Raw genomic sequence first — 15,540 nt, 5'->3', positions numbered from 1 at the left:
GTCGGCATCCGTGGCGGACGGGATCCATGGCGGATGGGATCCGCGGTGGATGTGATCCGTGTGGATGTGGTCCGTGCCGGATCGGTGCGCGGCGTCGGAAAGGATGCGTATGCCTCAGCCGTACGACCTGATCACCATGGGCCGGATCGGGGTGGACCTCTACCCGTTGCGGACGGGGGTGTCCCTCGCCCAGGTCGACGCCTTCGGCAAGTTCCTCGGGGGCTCGCCCTCCAACGTGGCGGTGGCCGGTGCGCGGCTCGGACTCCGTACCGCCGTCGTCACCCGTACCGGGCGGGACCCCTTCGGCGCGTATCTGCGCGCGCAGTTGCGGGAGTTCGGAGTGGACGACCGGTGGGTGGGCGAGGTGGCCGCCTACCCGACACCGGTCACCTTCTGCGAGTTGTTCCCGCCCGACGACTTCCCGCTCTACTTCTACCGCCTGCCCAAGGCGCCCGATCTGGAGATCCGCGCGGACGAACTCGACCTGGACGCGGTGCGCGCCGCCCGGATCTTCTGGGTCACCGGCACCGGCCTGAGCGCCGAACCCAGCCGCGGTGCGACCCTCGCCGCCCTCGACGCCCGTACGGGCGGCCCCGGAACGGCCCCGGCGCCCGGCGCACCCGAGCGGCGGCCCGTCACCGTGTTCGACCTCGACTGGCGGCCGATGTTCTGGAAGGGCGGCGACGCCGACCCCGAAGCCCCGCGCCGCTACCGGGAAGCCCTCGCGTTCGCCACCGTCGCCGTCGGGAACCTGGCGGAGTGCGCCGTCGCCACCGGGGAGCACGAACCGTACGCCGCCGCCCGCGCGCTCCTCGACGCCGGAGTCGAACTGGCCGTCGTCAAACAGGGGCCCAAGGGGGTGCTCGCCGTCCACCGCGACGGTACGGTCGCCGAAGTGCCCCCGCTCCCCGTGCGCGTCGTCAACGGACTCGGCGCGGGCGACGCGTTCGGCGGGGCCCTCTGCCACGGGCTGCTCGCCGGATGGGAGACCGGACACGTGATGCGGTACGCCAACGCCGCCGGGGCCATCGTCGCCTCCCGGCTCGCCTGCTCGTCCGCGATGCCCTTCCCCGCCGAGGTGGAGGCCGCCCTCGCCCGCGGAGAGGTCACCCCGGACGGACCGGACGGACCGGACGGACCGGACGGACCGGACGCCCCGGACGGACGGGACGGACCGGGTGAACCAGATGAACCGGGTGAACCGGACGGCCCCGGCCCCGTAGCCCGACCCCCGCTCCCGGCCGGGGCGGACACGTGAGCCCGGCCGCCGCCTCCTCTCTCGCCGACCTCGTACGGCTGCGCGCCGAGCACCCGGAGGCCATCGTGGAGGCCGCCTCCCACAGGCGCCGCAGGCCCCTCGCGCGCCCCGGCGAACAGCTGCTCATCCTCGCCGCCGACCACCCGGCGCGCGGGGCACTCGCCGTCGGCGGCCGGGCCCTCGCCATGGCGCACCGCTACGAACTCCTCGAACGCCTCTGCCTCGCCCTCTCCCGCCCCGGTGTCGACGGAGTGCTCGCCACCGCGGACATCGTGGACGACCTGCTGCTCCTCGGTGCCCTGGAGGACAAGGTCGTCATGGGCTCGCTCAACCGGGGCGGCCTCGCGGGAGCCGCCTTCGAACTGGACGACCGCTTCACCGGCTTCCGCCCCCTGGACCTCGCCCGGCGCGGATTCGACGCGGGCAAGCTGCTGCTCCGCATCGACCACGAGGACCCCGGCTCCCTCGACACCCTCCACACCGCCGCCCGAACCGTCGACGCGATGGCCGCCCACCGGCTGCCCGTCTTCGTGGAGCCCTTCCTCTGCCACCGGGAGGACGGCCGGCTCCGTACGGACCTCAGCATCCCGGCCGTCACCACCGCCATCGCCGTCGCCTCCGGGCTCGCCGGCTCGTCCGCGTACACCTGGCTGAAGGTCCCCGTCACCGAGCGCCCCGAGGACATGGCCCGGGTGATGGAGACCTCAACGCTGCCCGCCGTGCTGCTCGGCGGCGAGGTCGGCGACGACCTGGAGGGGGCGTACGAGAAGTGGCGCGGCGCCCTGCGGCTGCCGACCGTGCGCGGCCTCGTGGTGGGCCGGGCGCTGCTCTACCCGCCGGACGGGGACGTCGCGCGGGCCGTCGACACGGCGGTCGGGCTGCTCCGGCCGCGCACCACCGGTGAGGGCAGGGAGACACCATGACGACGCACCACGGCACCGACGAGGCGCACCACCGCCCCCTGCATCTGAGGAGCGGCCCCGAAGACGCCCCGTACGCCCTGGACATCGGGCCGGAGCGGGCCGGATGGGAGCGGTCGAGCCTTCGGGTGCTCGATCTGCCGCCGGGCGGAGTTCACACACTCGTCACCGGGGAGAGCGAATGGATCGTTCTGCCGTTGACCGGCGGCTGTACGGTGCACACGGCAGGTGACATCTTTGAACTCACCGGCCGTGAGAGCGTGTTCAGCGGGGTGGCCGACTTCGCGTACCTACCGCGCGATGCCACCGCACAGATCTCCTCCGGCGCGGGAGGCCGCTTCGCCCTGGCAGGAGCGAAGTGCGAGCGACAGCTCCCCGCTCGCTACGGCCCCGCGTCGGAGGTACCCGTCGAACTGCGCGGCTCCGGCATCTGCGCCCGGCAGGTCAACAACTTCGCCGCCGCCGACACCTTCCGCTGCGACCGGCTCATCGCCGTCGAAGTCCTCACCCCGGCGGGCAACTGGTCCTCCTACCCGCCGCACAAGCACGACGAGGCCGAACCCGGCGTGGAGTCGGTGCTGGAGGAGATCTACTACTTCGAACTGGAGCGCGGAGGCCCCGGCTACCACCGCGTCTCACCGTCCCGCCCCGGCGGCTCGGACGTGCTCGCCGAGGTACGCGGCGGCGACGCCGTCCTCGTCCCCGACGGCTGGCACGGTCCCTCCGTCGCACCCCCGGAGGGCGCCCTCTACTACCTCAACGTGATGGCCGGGCCGGACGAGGAACGCGCCTGGCTGATCCGCGACCACCCCGACCACGCCTGGATCAGGGAGACCTGGGACACCCAATGGGCCGACCCCCGGCTCCCGCTGTACGCCGCCCCGGAGGACCGCAGGTGACCGTCCGTCTGACCACCGCGCAAGCCCTGATCGCCTTCCTCGCCCGGCAGTACACCGAGCGCGACGGACAGCGGCAACGGCTGATCGGCGCCACCTGGGGCATCTTCGGCCACGGCAACGTCGCCGGCATCGGCCAGGCACTCCTGGAGTACGGCGACATCAAGACCTTCCAGGGCCCGGGCTTCAAAAACACCAAGACCGCCCAGGGCCCGGGCCTCAAGGACACCAACACCGCCCAGGACACCAAGACCGCTCAGGACGCCCAGGACGTCCAGGACATGCAGTGCTCCGGTTCCTCCGGGATGCCCTTCCTCCAGGGCCGCAGCGAACAGGCCATGGTCCACGCGGCCGTCGGCTACGCCCGGCAGTCCGGGCGGCTCTCCGCCCACGCCGTCACCACCTCCATCGGCCCCGGCGCCACCAACCTCGTCACCGGCGCCGCCCTCGCCACCGTCAACCACCTGCCCGTCCTCCTCCTCCCGGGCGACACCTTCGCCACCCGCCCCGCCGACCCCGTGCTCCAGCAGCTCGAAGTCCCGTACGCGGGAGACGTGTCGGTCAACGACTGCCTGCGGCCGGTCTCCCGGTACTTCGACCGGATCACCCGCCCCGAGGCGCTGATCCCCGCCGCGCTCCAGGCCGTACGCACCCTCACCGACCCGGTCTCCACCGGCGCGGTCACCCTCGCGCTCCCGCAGGACGTGCAGGCGGAGGCGTACGACTGGCCCGAGGAGTTCCTCGCCGAGCGGGTCTGGCACGTACGCCGCCCCGCCCCCGACCCGTACGAGCTGGACCGGGCCGTCCGGGCGGTGCGGGCCGCCCGCCGGCCGGTGCTCGTCGCGGGCGGCGGGGTGCGGCACAGCGCCGCCGAGGAGACCCTCGCCGCGTTCGCCCGGGCCACCGGCATCCCCGTCGCCACCACCCAGGCGGGCAAGGGCACGCTGCGCCACGACCACCCGCAGGACGTCGGCGGCATCGGCCACACCGGTACCGCCACCGCCGACGAACTGGCCCGCGAGGCCGACCTGGTGATCGGTGTCGGCACCCGCTGGACCGACTTCTCCACCGCCTCCGCCACTCTCTTCCCCGACCCGGCGACCCGGTTCGTCAACCTCAACGTCACCGGGTTCGACGCCCACAAGCAGGCCGCCCTCCCGCTCGTCGCGGACGCCCGTACCGGCCTCGAAGCGCTCGCCGCCGCCCTCGGCGCCCTCGGCCACCGGGTCGAACCCGGCTACGAGCGCGCGTACACGGCGGCCAAGGCGCGCTGGGAGGCCCGGGTGGACACCGCGTTCGCCGCCCCCGATCCCGGTGCCGCACCCACCCAGACCCAGGTCCTCGGCCTGCTGGACGCCCTCGTCACCGAGGACGACGTCCTGATCAACGCCGCCGGCTCGCTCCCCGGCGACCTGCACCAGCTGTGGCGGGCACGTTCGCCCCGGCAGTACCACGTCGAGTACGGCTACTCCTGCATGGGCTACGAGATCCCGGCGGCCATCGGCGTCCAGCTCGCCGCCCCCGGCCGCCCGGTCTGGGCGCTCGTCGGCGACGGTACGTACCTGATGAACCCGACCGAGATCGTCACCGCCGTCCAGGAGCGGCTGCCGGTCAAGCTCGTGGTGCTCGACAACCACGGGTACGCCTCCATCGGCGGGCTCTCGGCGGCCGTCGGCGGCGAACGCTTCGGCACCGACTACCGCCACCGGGACCCCGACGGCGCGTTCACCGGCGACCCGCTCCCGGTCGACCTCGCCGCCAACGCGGCCTCCCTCGGCATGCGGTCCCTGCGCGCCCGCACCGTGGGCGAACTCCGCGCCGCCCTCGCCGAGGCACGGGCCGCCGACCACCCCGTCTGCGTCCACGTCACCCTGGCCCCGCCGCCGTCCGCCCACCCCCAAGGCCCCGCCCCCGACCGTGTTCCGGGCCCCCCTCCGGCGCAGGCGTGGTGGGATGTGCCCGTGGCCGAGACGGCCACCCGCCCGGCGGCGGTGGAGGCCCGCGAGGTGTACGACCGCCGACGGGCGACCCGGTACCGCCGCCTCTGAAGCCGGGGAGGCCCAGCTCCGACACCGGGAAGTTCTGACGTTCCGAGAAGCCTGCGAAGTCTCTGAAGTCTCTGAAGTCCGAAGGAGATCGTCATGACCAGGACCGTCCACCACTGGATCGGTGGCAAGACCGTCGAGGGCACGTCGGGCGCGTACGGCCCGGTCACCGACCCCGCGACCGGCGCCGCCACCACCCGCGTCGCCTTCGCCTCCGTCGAGGAGGTGGACGCCGCCGTCACCGCCGCCAAGGCCGCCCACGCGACCTGGGGCCTCTCCTCCCTCGCGGCCCGCACCGCCGTCCTCTTCCGCTACCGCGCCCTGCTCGACGCCCGCCGCGACGAGATCGCCGCGCTGATCACCGCCGAGCACGGCAAGGTGCACTCCGACGCGCTGGGCGAGGTGGCCCGGGGTCTGGAGATCGTCGAGCTGGCCTGCGGCATCACCACCCAGCTCAAGGGCGAGCTCTCCACCCAGGTGTCCGGCGGGGTGGACGTCTCCTCGATCCGCCAGCCGCTGGGCGTCGTCGCGGGGATCACCCCGTTCAACTTCCCGGCCATGGTGCCGCTGTGGATGTTCCCGCTCGCCATCGCCTGCGGCAACACCTTCGTCCTCAAGCCCAGTGAGAAGGACCCGTCCGCCGCGGTGCTCCTCGCCGAACTGGCCGCCGAGGCCGGGCTGCCGGACGGGGTGCTGAACGTCGTGCACGGCGACAGGACCGCGGTCGACGCGCTGCTCACCCACCCCGACGTGGCCGCCGTCTCCTTCGTCGGTTCCACCCCGATCGCCCGCTACATCCACGCCACGGCCTCCGCGAACGGCAAGCGCGTCCAGGCGCTCGGCGGCGCGAAGAACCACATGCTGGTGCTGCCCGACGCCGACCTGGACGCCGCCGCCGACGCGGCGGTCTCGGCCGCGTACGGCTCCGCCGGCGAGCGGTGCATGGCGATCTCGGCGGTCGTCGCGGTCGGCGCGATCGGTGACGAACTGGTCGCCCGCATCAAGGACCGCGCGGAGAAGATCAAGATCGGCCCCGGCACCGACCCCTCCTCCGAGATGGGCCCGCTGATCACGGCCGCCCACCGCGACAAGGTCGCCTCCTACGTCACCGGGGCCGCCGCGCAGGGCGCCGAGGTCGTCCTCGACGGCACCGGCCACACCGTGGAGGGCTTCGAGGACGGCCACTGGATCGGCATCTCGCTGCTGGACCGCGTCTCCACCGACTCCGACGCCTACCGCGACGAGATCTTCGGCCCCGTCCTCTGCGTGCTGCGCGCCGAGACGTACGAGGAGGGCGTCGCCCTCATGAACGCCTCCCCGTACGGCAACGGCACCGCGATCTTCACCCGCGACGGCGGCGCCGCCCGCCGCTTCCAGCTGGAGATCCAGGCCGGCATGGTCGGCGTGAACGTGCCGATCCCGGTCCCGGTCGGCTACCACTCCTTCGGTGGCTGGAAGGACTCCCTCTTCGGCGACCACCACGTCTACGGCAACGACGGGGTGCACTTCTACACGCGCGGCAAGGTCGTCACCACCCGCTGGCCGGACCCGGCCGACGCCCCGTCCGGCGTCGACCTGGGCTTCCCGCGCAACCACTGAACCCGGCGCCCCGGGCCGCCCCGCGCCGCCGCCCCGCACCGCCGCCCCGGGACCCGCCGACGAACGACGCGGCGCCCCGCGGCCGGATTGCCGCGGGGCGCCGTCGATTCGTTTCCGCTCAGCCGATCGGTACGTCCCAGCCGATCGGTACTTCCCTGCCGATCGGTACCGCTCAGCCGATCGTTTCTTCCCGGCCGTGCCCGGTCAGCGCGCGCCTGCCCGGGCCGTGCCGTACCGCCTCGTCACCCGGTGGGGCCTGGCCCCTCCGGTGCGCTCAGCGGTGGTTGCCGCGACCGGGGCCGCGGTTGTCGTCACGGCCGTCACGACCGCGGTTGTCGTCGCGGCCGTGACGGCCCCACGACTTCTCGTCGATCTTCCGGCCGCGCGAGTCGCGCAGCGTGGCGGTGTCGCTGTTGTCCCAGACGTAGTTGTTGCGGTCCTGGTAGACGTCCGTGCGGCTGTCACGGCCCACACCGGTGTGGACGCGCACCGACGAACGGCCCTCGAGACGCAGGTCGAAGCGGTAGGTGCGGCGGCTCTCGTCGGTGAGCGTCCAGCCGCGCAGGTTGACGGCCTGACGGGACGTGTTGGTGACGGTCACCCACTCGTCGTTCAGCGAACGGTTGGAGCGGTTGTCGCGGCCCGGGCTGTCGTACTGGACCTTGCCCAGGACGACGGAGGAGCGCGGGGCGGGCTGGACGCGGTCGTGCCCGCGGTCGTGGCCGTCCGCGGAGGCCGGCAGAGCGGCGACCGCCAGCAGCGCGCCGGACGCGAGGACAGTAGCGGTGATCCGTCGTGCGGTACGGGACATGGGACCCCTCGGTACAGGCCCGGACGGGGAGGTCCGGGCGGTTCTCGGCCCCGGCGTTCGCTGCCGGGAGCACAGACTCTGTCCGGATTCACCGATGGCCGGAAGTCGCTCCGGAGCGCGGTTACACAGTGCAGACATTTCCGTTATGAACGGATGTAGCTGGCACTCGCCACAATCGTCGGGACCCTGTCAAATGGTGCGCAATGCACCCACCCTTGTGCCGCAAGGGTGGCGTCGGCTCCGGATGTTTCGCGCTCCGCCCGACGCCACCTTGTGTGCGCCCTGTGAAGAAGGTGGAGGAACGTAACGGCAGTTATCGGTCAAATCGAATGGGAGTCTGCATGTTTCCGACTGACTCGCCGAACCGTTCGAGGGGAGGCGGTTGTGCGGCGGCTGAACATCCGGAACGCGCCGGTCCGGGCGCCTATGCTCGCGGGATGGAGCAGAGGGAAGTCCTGAAGCGAGTGATCGGCATCCTCACCGAAGCCGGCGAGATCCAGCGGCTGCTCGAAGAGAACGTGGAGCGCGACGACGTCGACATGGAGGGCAGCGTCGTCACCGCCCTGCTGAACGAGACGATGCCGCGCATCGCGATCCCCGGGGACGCCACCGTCGAGGAGATGGCCGCTCTGATCGGCCGCGAGGTGGGCGGCGCGGTCGAGCAGCTGGTGGGGGCCTTCACGCTCGCCTACACGATGCTGGCGCGGGTGCACGACTCCGGCCAGACCGACGTCTCCTCCACCGACGTGCTCCGCGACCTCGCGCTGCAGGCCGAGAGCGGCCCCTCGGGCGACCCCGGGGACGACGCCACCGAGCGCTGACGGGCCCGCCCACCGGTCCGCCGCACCAGGGAAGAGCCGGTCCGCCGCACTGGGGAAAAGCCGGTGCGGCGGACAGGCGGGCCCGCGCACCATGGTCGGCATGACCGCACCCCAGTACGAGATCCGGGCCCGGCACACCGACACCACGGTCACCGTCCACCAGGCGTACGCACCGCACATCGGCCTGCCCGCCGCCCGCGACGGCCGCTTCCCGCCGGCCTGGAAGCGCGACCGGATGACCTGGATCAAGCCGAGCTTCCTCTGGATGATGTACCGCTGCGGCTGGGCCACCAAGGAGGGACAGGAGACGGTCCTCGCCGTCGAGATCACCCGCGAGGGGTTCGAGTGGGCCCTGGAGAACGCCGAACTCTCCCACTACGTACGCGGACTCCACCCCGACCGCGCCGCCTGGAGCCGCAGCCTCCGCCGCGCCCCCGCCCGCGTCCAGTGGGACCCCGAGCGCGACCTGCGGCTGAACCCGCTCCCGTACCGCTCGCTCCAGCTCGGCCTGTCCGGCGAGGCGGCGGCGCGGTACGCGGACGAGTGGACCGTCTCCGTCACCGACGTCACCCCGCTCGCCCGGGAGATCCACCAGCTGGTCCGCGCCGGAGACCTCGACGCGGCGACCGCCCTGCTGCCGGAGGAGAGGCCGTACGCGGGGGGAGCCGGGGCGCCCCGCCCGCGGTCAGGATGAGGGCTCAGCCGTGGGCCGTGCGGTGGGAGTCCCGCCTGTCGGGCGACGCCCGGCACGTCCCGGCGGTGATCAGTGGGGAGCCGTGATTTCCGCCCCCTCGTCCTCGTCCACCACGCCCGGCAGGGTGAAGACGAAGCGGGTGCCCGAGGTGTAGGAGGTGTCCACGGCGATCGACCCGCCGTGGTGCTCGACGATCTTCTTGCAGAGCGCCAGGCCGATGCCGTTGCCCTCGTAGCTCTCGCGGGTGTGCAGCCGCTGGAAGATGACGAAGACCCGCTCCGCGTACTCGGGCGCGATGCCGATGCCGTTGTCGGTCACCGAGATCTCCCAGAACGGGCGCTTGCTCTCCGCGCTCCCCTCACGGCCCGGATTCGGTACCGGGCGGGCGGCGACGTGGACGGCGGGCGCGGTGCCGGGCGTGCGGAACTTGATCGCGTTGGAGATCAGGTTCTGCAGCACCAGGCCGAGTTGTGTCGGCTGCCCGTGGACCACCGGCAGCTCGTCATGGGTGACGGTGGCGCCGGTCTGCTGGACGGCCACGTCCAGATCGCCGACCGTCCGCCGCACCAGGCCCGCCAGGTCGACCTGCTGGTCGTCGGTGTGGAGGCGGCCGACGCGCGAGAAGGTCAGCAGGTCGTTGATGAGGAGCTGCATGCGGTTGGCGCCGTCGACGGCGAAGGAGATGTACTGCCTGGCCCGGTCGTCGAGCTGCTCGGCGTACCGCCGTTCCAGCAGCTGGCAGAAACTGGCCACCTTGCGCAGGGGTTCCTGGAGGTCGTGCGAGGCGACGTACGCGAACTGCTCCAGCTCCTCGTTGGAGCGGCGCAGTTCGACGGTCTGGGCGTCGAGCGCCGCCCGGGCCCGGTCCTTGAGTTCGAGGTCCTCCGAGAGCCGGCGCCGCATGGCGTCCACGTCGGCGGCGAGGACCTGGATGTCGGCCGGGCCGGTGGGGATCAGCGCGTGCGCGTAGTCCCCGGAGGCGACCTTGCGGACGTCGGCCCGCAGCCGGTCCAGCGGCCGCTGCACCCCCAGCCGCAGCCCCGCGAAGGACAGGGCCATCACCGCCAGCACCACGGCGGCGATCACGATGAAGACCGTGTTGCGCATGGTGCGCACGGAGGCCAGATCACTGAGGGCCCGGTCGCGCTCCGCGGAGATGTGCTCCTGCTGGACCCTGAGCGCGGCGCGCACCGCGTCGAACTGGGACCGCCCGCTCTCCGCGCGCTGCTGGGCCAGAGCCGTCGGGTCCGCGGCGGCGGCGATGGGCCGGGCGACGGAAGCGTGCCACTTCTCCGCGAGCTCGTCCACCCGCGCGAGATCGGCCGAGGCACGTGCGTCCCCGGCCGTGAGGTTCTCCAGCTCAGCCATGGCGGTCTTCTGCTGGGCCAGACCGGCGCGGTAGGGGTCGAGGAACTCCGCGTCCCCGGCCAGGCCGTAACCGCGGATGCCCGTCTCCTGGTTGACCAGTGCCGCCTCCATGCGCACCGAGGAGATCAGTGCGGGGGACCAGCGGCCGATGAGCCGCTGATTGACCGCCGTGGACCGGACCAGGGCCCAGGTACCGCAGCTGCCGAGCACGAGCAGCACCACCAGGGCCACGGTGGTGCCCGTGACGAGCCAGCGGCTGGTGCTCCAGCCGGGCCGGTCCCGCTCCGGCCGGAGCTCGGCCGGCCGGGAACCCTCTTCGGCGCTCTGCACGGTGGTTTGCCTCTCGCTCGGCTGGGAAACGGTGGGTGGATCACGGGCTCCAGTACCCACCGGAGCGCGGGTCACCCTACCCCGACGACAACGCAGGTTGTCGGGGGCCTTCCCCTCCGGCTACGGTGCGGCCATGACAGTGGAGACCTCGGCGCGTCCCGGGACCGACGAGCTCGCCGACCGCGCGCGCCGCGCGGTCGCGGACCTGGCGCAGCGCCTGGCGCTGGAGCCGGACGCCGTCCCGTACGGGGAGGACCGCGACGCCAGCGGCACCCCGGCGGACGAGAACTGGACCGACCCGCTGGCCGCCCTGCGTGCGCTGGCCCTCCTCAGCCGCGCGGTGGACGAGTGCGCCGCCCGGGCGGCCCGCGCCGCCGTCGACGAGGGGGCGGGCTACCCGCAGCTGGGCAGCGCCTGGGGCGTCAGCCGGCAGGGAGCCCGCAAACGCTGGCCCGGCCTGGTCTTCACCCAACGACCCCCCTCCCGACCCCTGCCCAACGATCACCGGAGCCCCCACATGAACGGCCTTGCACCCCGGCGCACCTACACCGTCCTGCTCGTGGAGGACGACGTGGCCGACGCCATGCTCATCGAGGAGGCCCTGATCGAGCGCGGGATGGCGCGGGGCATCAACCGGGTCGACGACGGGGTGTCCGCCCTGGAGTACCTGCGCGACCCCGCGAAGGACCGCCCGGACCTGATCGTGCTCGACCTCAACATGCCCCGCATGAACGGCCGCGAGCTGCTCGGCGTGCTCAAGAACGACGAGCAGCTCTCCAGCATCCCGATCGTGGTCCTCACCACCTCGGCCGCGCCCGACGACGTCCAGGACGCCTACACGCAGCACGCCAACGCCTACGTGACCAAGCCGGTCAACCTGGACGACTTCGTCCACACCGTCCAGAGCATCGACAGCTTCTTCCTGGAGACCGCCGTCCCGCCCCAGCACCGCCTGGACGGCTGAGAACACCGGCCCCGGGGCGCGTACCGCGTCCGCAGTACGCGCCCCGGGGCCGTACCTCTCAAGGAGGCCGGGCGGTTCCGCCCTCCGGCCCGGGGAACGCCCGCCGCCCGGCTTTAGGGTCGTGACATGGAGACCTCTACCGCACGACGGCTCCGGTGGCCCCGCGCGCGCGGCCGATGGGCGGCGGCCGTCGCCGCACTCGTCGTGCTCGCCGGCGCCGGCACCTGGACCGCCGTGGCCGACGACGGCACACCCGTCGTGCACCACCAGGACCGGACGATCCGCGACGGCGGAGTGCCCCTGGACACCACGTACTTCACCGCCGGCGGCGGCGGGCGGCGCCCCGCCGTACTGCTCGGCCACGGCTTCGGCGGCAGCAAGGACGACGTGCGCGCCGAGGCCGAGAAGCTCGCGACGGACGGGTACGCGGTCCTCACCTGGTCGGCGCGCGGGTTCGGCAGGTCCGGCGGAAAGATCGGCCTCAACGACCCCGGTGCCGAGGTCGCGGACGTCTCCCGCCTCATCGACTGGCTCGCCGCCCGCCCCGAGGTCGAGCTCGACGGCAAGGGCGACCCGCGCGTCGGCGTCACCGGCGCCTCGTACGGCGGCGCGGTCTCCCTCCTCGCCGCCGGGTACGACGACCGGGTGGACGCCATCGCGCCCGTCATCACCTACTGGAACCTCGCCGACGCGCTCTTCCCGGACGGGGTGTTCAAGAAGCTCTGGGCCGGGATCTTCGTCAGCAGCGGCGGTGGCTGCGAGAAGTTCGAGCCCCGGCTCTGCGCGATGTACGAACGTGTCGCGGCGAGCGGCGTACCGGACGCCGAGGCTCGCGCCCTGCTGACGGAACGTTCGCCCTCCGCCGTCGCCGACCGTATCGACGTGCCCGCCCTCATCGTGCAGGGCCAGACCGACTCGCTCTTCCCCCTCGGCCAGGCCGACGCCATGGCGAAGGCCGTCTCCGGCAACGGCGCACCGGTCTCCGTCGACTGGATCGCCGGCGGCCACGACGGCGGCGACACCGAGGACGCCCGCGTCCAGAACCGGATCGGCTCCTGGTTCGACCGCTACCTCAAGGGCGACAAGGGTGCCGACACCGGCCCCGCCTTCCGCGTCACCCGCACCGGCGGCGTCGACTCCACCGACGGGGCCGCCCTCACCAGGGGCGCGAGCGCCGACACCTACCCCGGACTGCGCGGCGGCGCCCAGGAGTTCGCCCTCGAGGCGACCGGCTCCGGCCCGGACACCCCGACGGCCGGCAGCACCCCGGCCGACGGAAGCACCGCGAGCGCCGGAAGCACCCCGGCCGACGGCAGCCCCCCGGCCGCCCCGAACACCGTGACCGTCCGGAACCCGGCCGGGGGCAGCCCGCCCGCGATCTCCGCCGTCCCCGGACTCGGCGCCGGACTCTCCCAGCTCTCCTCCCTCGGCGTCGGCCTCTCCCTGGACTTCCCCGGCCAGCACGCCACCTTCGACAGCGCCCCGCTGACCTCCTCGGTCCGCGCCACCGGCACCCCCACGGTGAAGGTCACCGTCAAGGCCCGCACCGGCGACGCCGTCCTCTTCGGCAAGGTGTACGACGTCGCGCCGGACGGCAAGCGCCAGGAGCTGCCCGCCCAGCTCGTCGCCCCCTTCCGGATCACCCCCGACCAGCAGGGCAGGCCCGTCGAGCTGACCCTGCCCGCCGTCGACCACGCCTTCGACGCCGGACACCGCCTCCGCCTGGTGCTCTCCGCGACCGACCTCGGCTACGCGTCACCGGCCGAGCCGAACACGTACACCGTGACCGTCGACGGCCCGCTCTCCGTACCCACCGACGCCGGACTGACCGCGGCGGCCGCCGGACTCCCCTGGTGGACCTGGGGACTTCCGGCCGCCGCCCTCCTGATCGCCGCCGTCCTGCTGCTCACCGCGCGCCGCCGCACCGCGACGCCCGCCCCGGACCCGGCGCTCGCGGGCGTACCGCTCCAGATCTCCGGGCTCGCGAAGAAGTACGCGGGCGCGGCGGACCGTTACGCCGTCAAGGACCTGGGCTTCCGTGTCGAACAGGGGCAGGTGCTCGGACTCCTCGGCCCCAACGGCGCCGGGAAGACCACCACCCTGCGGATGCTGATGGGCCTCATCACCCCCGACGCGGGCGAGATCCGCGTCTTCGGCCAGGCCATCCGGCCCGGCGCCCCGGTACTCTCCCGCGTCGGCGCGCTCGTCGAAGGCGCCGGTTTCCTGCCGCACCTGAGCGGCCGCGCCAACCTGGAGCTGTACTGGCAGGCCACCGGCCGCCCCGCCGAGGACTCCCGCATCGACGAAGCGCTGGAGATCGCGGGCCTCGGCGACGCGCTCGCCCGGGCCGTACGCACCTACTCCCAGGGCATGCGCCAGCGCCTCGCCATCGCCCAGGCCATGCTCGGCATGCCCGACCTCCTCATCCTCGACGAGCCGACCAACGGCCTCGACCCGCCGCAGATCCGCGAGATGCGGGACGTGATGATCCGTTACGCGGCCGGCGGCCGGACCGTCATCGTCTCCAGCCACCTCCTCTCCGAGGTCGAACAGTCCTGCACCCACCTCGTGGTCATGGACCGGGGGCGGCTCGTCCAGGCCGGTCCCGTCGCCGAGATCACCGGCTCCGGCGACATGCTGCTCGTCACCACCGCCGAGGAGGTCACCGAACCGGTGCTCCGCAAGATCGAGGCGCTCGCGGGCGTCGCCTCCGCGGTCCCCACCGAGGACGGGCGGGGGCTCCTCGTACGGCTCGACGGCGCCACCACCGCCTCGCTGATCGCCGAACTCGTCCGGCTCGACGTGCCGCTCACCGGTGCCGGACCGCACCGCCGCCTGGAGGACGCGTTCCTCACCCTGATCTCCGGAGGCTCCGCATGAGCGACGTCCTCACCGGCCCCGGTACCTCCCCCGGCTCCGGCCCCGCCGGAACCACGGAGGCACCCGGCGCACCCGGCTACCACCCCCGGCGCACCCTCCCGCTCCGCGTCGAGGCGATGCGGCAACTGCGCCGCCGCCGCACCCTGCTCATGGGCGGGGTGCTCGCGGCCCTCCCCTTCATCCTGATCGTCGCCTTCGCCATCGGCGGCACCCCCGGCTCCCGGGGAGGCTCCGGGGCCGACCGGATCAACCTGATGGACACCGCCACCGCCTCGGCGGCCAACTTCGCCGCCGTCAACCTGTTCGTCTCGGCGGGCTTCCTGCTGGTGGTGCCGGTGGCGCTGTTCTGCGGGGACACCGTGGCCTCCGAGGCGAGCTGGTCCTCACTGCGCTACCTCCTCGCCGCCCCCGTCCCGCGCACCCGGCTGCTGTGGAGCAAGCTCGTCGTCGCCCTCGGCTTCAGCCTGGCCGCGATGGTGCTGCTCCCGCTGGTGGCCCTCGCGGCCGGAGGGGCGGCCTACGGCTGGGGACCGCTCCAGCTGCCGACCGGCGGCGAACTCGCCCAGTCCGCCGCGCTGCCCCGGCTCGCGCTGGTCGTCGCCTTCGTCTTCGTCTCCCAACTCGTCACCGCGGGACTGGCGTTCTGGCTGTCGACGCGGACGGACGCACCGCTGGGCGCGGTGGGCGGCGCGGTCGGCCTGACCATCGTCGGCAACGTCCTGGACGCGGTCACCGCACTCGGCCACTGGCGCGACTTCCTGCCCGCGCACTGGCAGTTCGCCTGGGCCGACGCCCTCCAGCCCGAACTGGAGTGGGGCGGCATGATCAAGGGCTCGGCCGTGTCGGTGACGTACGCGCTGATCCTCTTCGCCCTGGCCTTCCGGGGATTCAGCCGCAAGGACATCGTGTCGTAGGCCCCGGGCCGGTCCGGACACCGCTCCGTGAGGAGCCCGT

General features: G+C 73.3%; 12 protein-coding genes. 10 read left to right on the top strand and 2 right to left on the bottom strand.

Annotation, left to right across the window (positions count from 1 at the left end):
* Window positions 1-109 precede the first annotated feature (109 nt).
* From iolC to ACWCWD_RS09245, 5 genes are all read left to right on the top strand, one after another.
* Window positions 110-1,258, top strand: a complete 1,149-nt coding sequence (gene iolC / locus ACWCWD_RS09265) for a 5-dehydro-2-deoxygluconokinase (RefSeq protein WP_450771408.1) — start codon at window positions 110-112, stop codon at window positions 1,256-1,258.
* On the top strand, window positions 1,255-2,181 hold the full coding sequence (locus ACWCWD_RS09260) for a Cgl0159 family (beta/alpha)8-fold protein (RefSeq protein ID WP_450771406.1): 927 nt from the start codon (window positions 1,255-1,257) through the stop codon (window positions 2,179-2,181). Before iolC ends, ACWCWD_RS09260 begins: the two co-directional genes overlap by 4 nt.
* Window positions 2,178-3,077 (top strand): 5-deoxy-glucuronate isomerase, encoded by a 900-nt coding sequence (iolB, locus tag ACWCWD_RS09255; RefSeq protein WP_450771405.1) that lies wholly within the window; start codon window positions 2,178-2,180, stop codon window positions 3,075-3,077. Before ACWCWD_RS09260 ends, iolB begins: the two co-directional genes overlap by 4 nt.
* Complete coding sequence (gene iolD / locus ACWCWD_RS09250) at window positions 3,026-5,122, top strand: 3D-(3,5/4)-trihydroxycyclohexane-1,2-dione acylhydrolase (decyclizing) (protein WP_450771404.1); 2,097 nt, start codon at window positions 3,026-3,028, stop codon at window positions 5,120-5,122. Before iolB ends, iolD begins: the two co-directional genes overlap by 52 nt.
* A 93-nt stretch (window positions 5,123-5,215) precedes the next feature.
* The gene (locus ACWCWD_RS09245) at window positions 5,216-6,718 is read left to right on the top strand and encodes a CoA-acylating methylmalonate-semialdehyde dehydrogenase (RefSeq protein ID WP_450771402.1); all 1,503 of its coding nucleotides are present in this window, start codon (window positions 5,216-5,218) and stop codon (window positions 6,716-6,718) included.
* Between the two features lie 274 nt (window positions 6,719-6,992).
* Here ACWCWD_RS09245 and ACWCWD_RS09240 read toward each other — a convergent pair whose 3' ends face one another.
* A complete protein-coding gene (locus ACWCWD_RS09240; protein ID WP_450771401.1) occupies window positions 6,993-7,529 on the bottom strand; it encodes a lamin tail domain-containing protein in 537 nt (178 codons plus the stop codon).
* A gap of 437 nt (window positions 7,530-7,966) precedes the next feature.
* Here ACWCWD_RS09240 and ACWCWD_RS09235 point away from each other — a divergent pair, with 437 nt between their 5' ends.
* Both ACWCWD_RS09235 and ACWCWD_RS09230 read left to right on the top strand, forming a co-directional pair.
* Window positions 7,967-8,350: a hypothetical protein gene (locus ACWCWD_RS09235; protein WP_450771399.1), complete on the top strand. Its 384-nt coding sequence runs from the start codon at window positions 7,967-7,969 to the stop codon at window positions 8,348-8,350.
* Between the two features lie 91 nt (window positions 8,351-8,441).
* Complete coding sequence (locus ACWCWD_RS09230) at window positions 8,442-9,044, top strand: DUF4291 domain-containing protein (protein ID WP_450771397.1); 603 nt, start codon at window positions 8,442-8,444, stop codon at window positions 9,042-9,044.
* 69 nt (window positions 9,045-9,113) lie between these two features.
* On the opposite strand, the gene ACWCWD_RS09225 is transcribed toward ACWCWD_RS09230, so the two are convergent.
* A complete protein-coding gene (locus ACWCWD_RS09225) occupies window positions 9,114-10,742 on the bottom strand; it encodes a sensor histidine kinase (RefSeq protein WP_450771396.1) in 1,629 nt (542 codons plus the stop codon).
* A gap of 133 nt (window positions 10,743-10,875) precedes the next feature.
* Between ACWCWD_RS09225 and ACWCWD_RS09220 the strand changes: the two genes are divergently transcribed.
* The 3 genes from ACWCWD_RS09220 (at window position 10,876) to ACWCWD_RS09210 (ending at window position 15,500) form a co-directional block, all read left to right on the top strand.
* Complete coding sequence (locus ACWCWD_RS09220) at window positions 10,876-11,706, top strand: response regulator (RefSeq protein WP_450771395.1); 831 nt, start codon at window positions 10,876-10,878, stop codon at window positions 11,704-11,706.
* 126 nt (window positions 11,707-11,832) lie between these two features.
* The gene (locus ACWCWD_RS09215; RefSeq protein WP_450771393.1) at window positions 11,833-14,586 is read left to right on the top strand and encodes an alpha/beta fold hydrolase; all 2,754 of its coding nucleotides are present in this window, start codon (window positions 11,833-11,835) and stop codon (window positions 14,584-14,586) included.
* The gene (locus tag ACWCWD_RS09210; protein WP_450771391.1) at window positions 14,583-15,500 is read left to right on the top strand and encodes an ABC transporter permease; all 918 of its coding nucleotides are present in this window, start codon (window positions 14,583-14,585) and stop codon (window positions 15,498-15,500) included. The genes ACWCWD_RS09215 and ACWCWD_RS09210 overlap by 4 nt, the downstream gene beginning before the upstream one ends.
* The last annotated feature ends 40 nt before the right edge of the window (window positions 15,501-15,540 follow it).

The organism is Streptomyces sp. NPDC001493 (assembly GCF_053597235.1).
The sequence above is the reverse complement of the archived record's forward strand: the minus strand, read 5'-3'. Positions and strand labels throughout refer to the sequence as shown.

Bases quoted from the DNA above. Each gene is read 5' to 3' on its own strand.
- iolC (WP_450771408.1), top strand. From the start codon at position 110: ATGCCTCAGCCGTACGACCTGATCACCATGGGCCGGATCGGGGTGGAC.
- iolB (WP_450771405.1), top strand. From the start codon at position 2,178: ATGACGACGCACCACGGCACCGACGAGGCGCACCACCGCCCCCTGCAT.
- iolD (WP_450771404.1), top strand. From the start codon at position 3,026: ATGGGCCGACCCCCGGCTCCCGCTGTACGCCGCCCCGGAGGACCGCAG.
- ACWCWD_RS09245 (WP_450771402.1), top strand. From the start codon at position 5,216: ATGACCAGGACCGTCCACCACTGGATCGGTGGCAAGACCGTCGAGGGC.
- ACWCWD_RS09240 (WP_450771401.1), bottom strand. From the start codon at position 7,529: ATGTCCCGTACCGCACGACGGATCACCGCTACTGTCCTCGCGTCCGGC.
- ACWCWD_RS09235 (WP_450771399.1), top strand. From the start codon at position 7,967: ATGGAGCAGAGGGAAGTCCTGAAGCGAGTGATCGGCATCCTCACCGAA.
- ACWCWD_RS09230 (WP_450771397.1), top strand. From the start codon at position 8,442: ATGGTCGGCATGACCGCACCCCAGTACGAGATCCGGGCCCGGCACACC.
- ACWCWD_RS09220 (WP_450771395.1), top strand. From the start codon at position 10,876: ATGACAGTGGAGACCTCGGCGCGTCCCGGGACCGACGAGCTCGCCGAC.
- ACWCWD_RS09215 (WP_450771393.1), top strand. From the start codon at position 11,833: ATGGAGACCTCTACCGCACGACGGCTCCGGTGGCCCCGCGCGCGCGGC.
- ACWCWD_RS09210 (WP_450771391.1), top strand. From the start codon at position 14,583: ATGAGCGACGTCCTCACCGGCCCCGGTACCTCCCCCGGCTCCGGCCCC.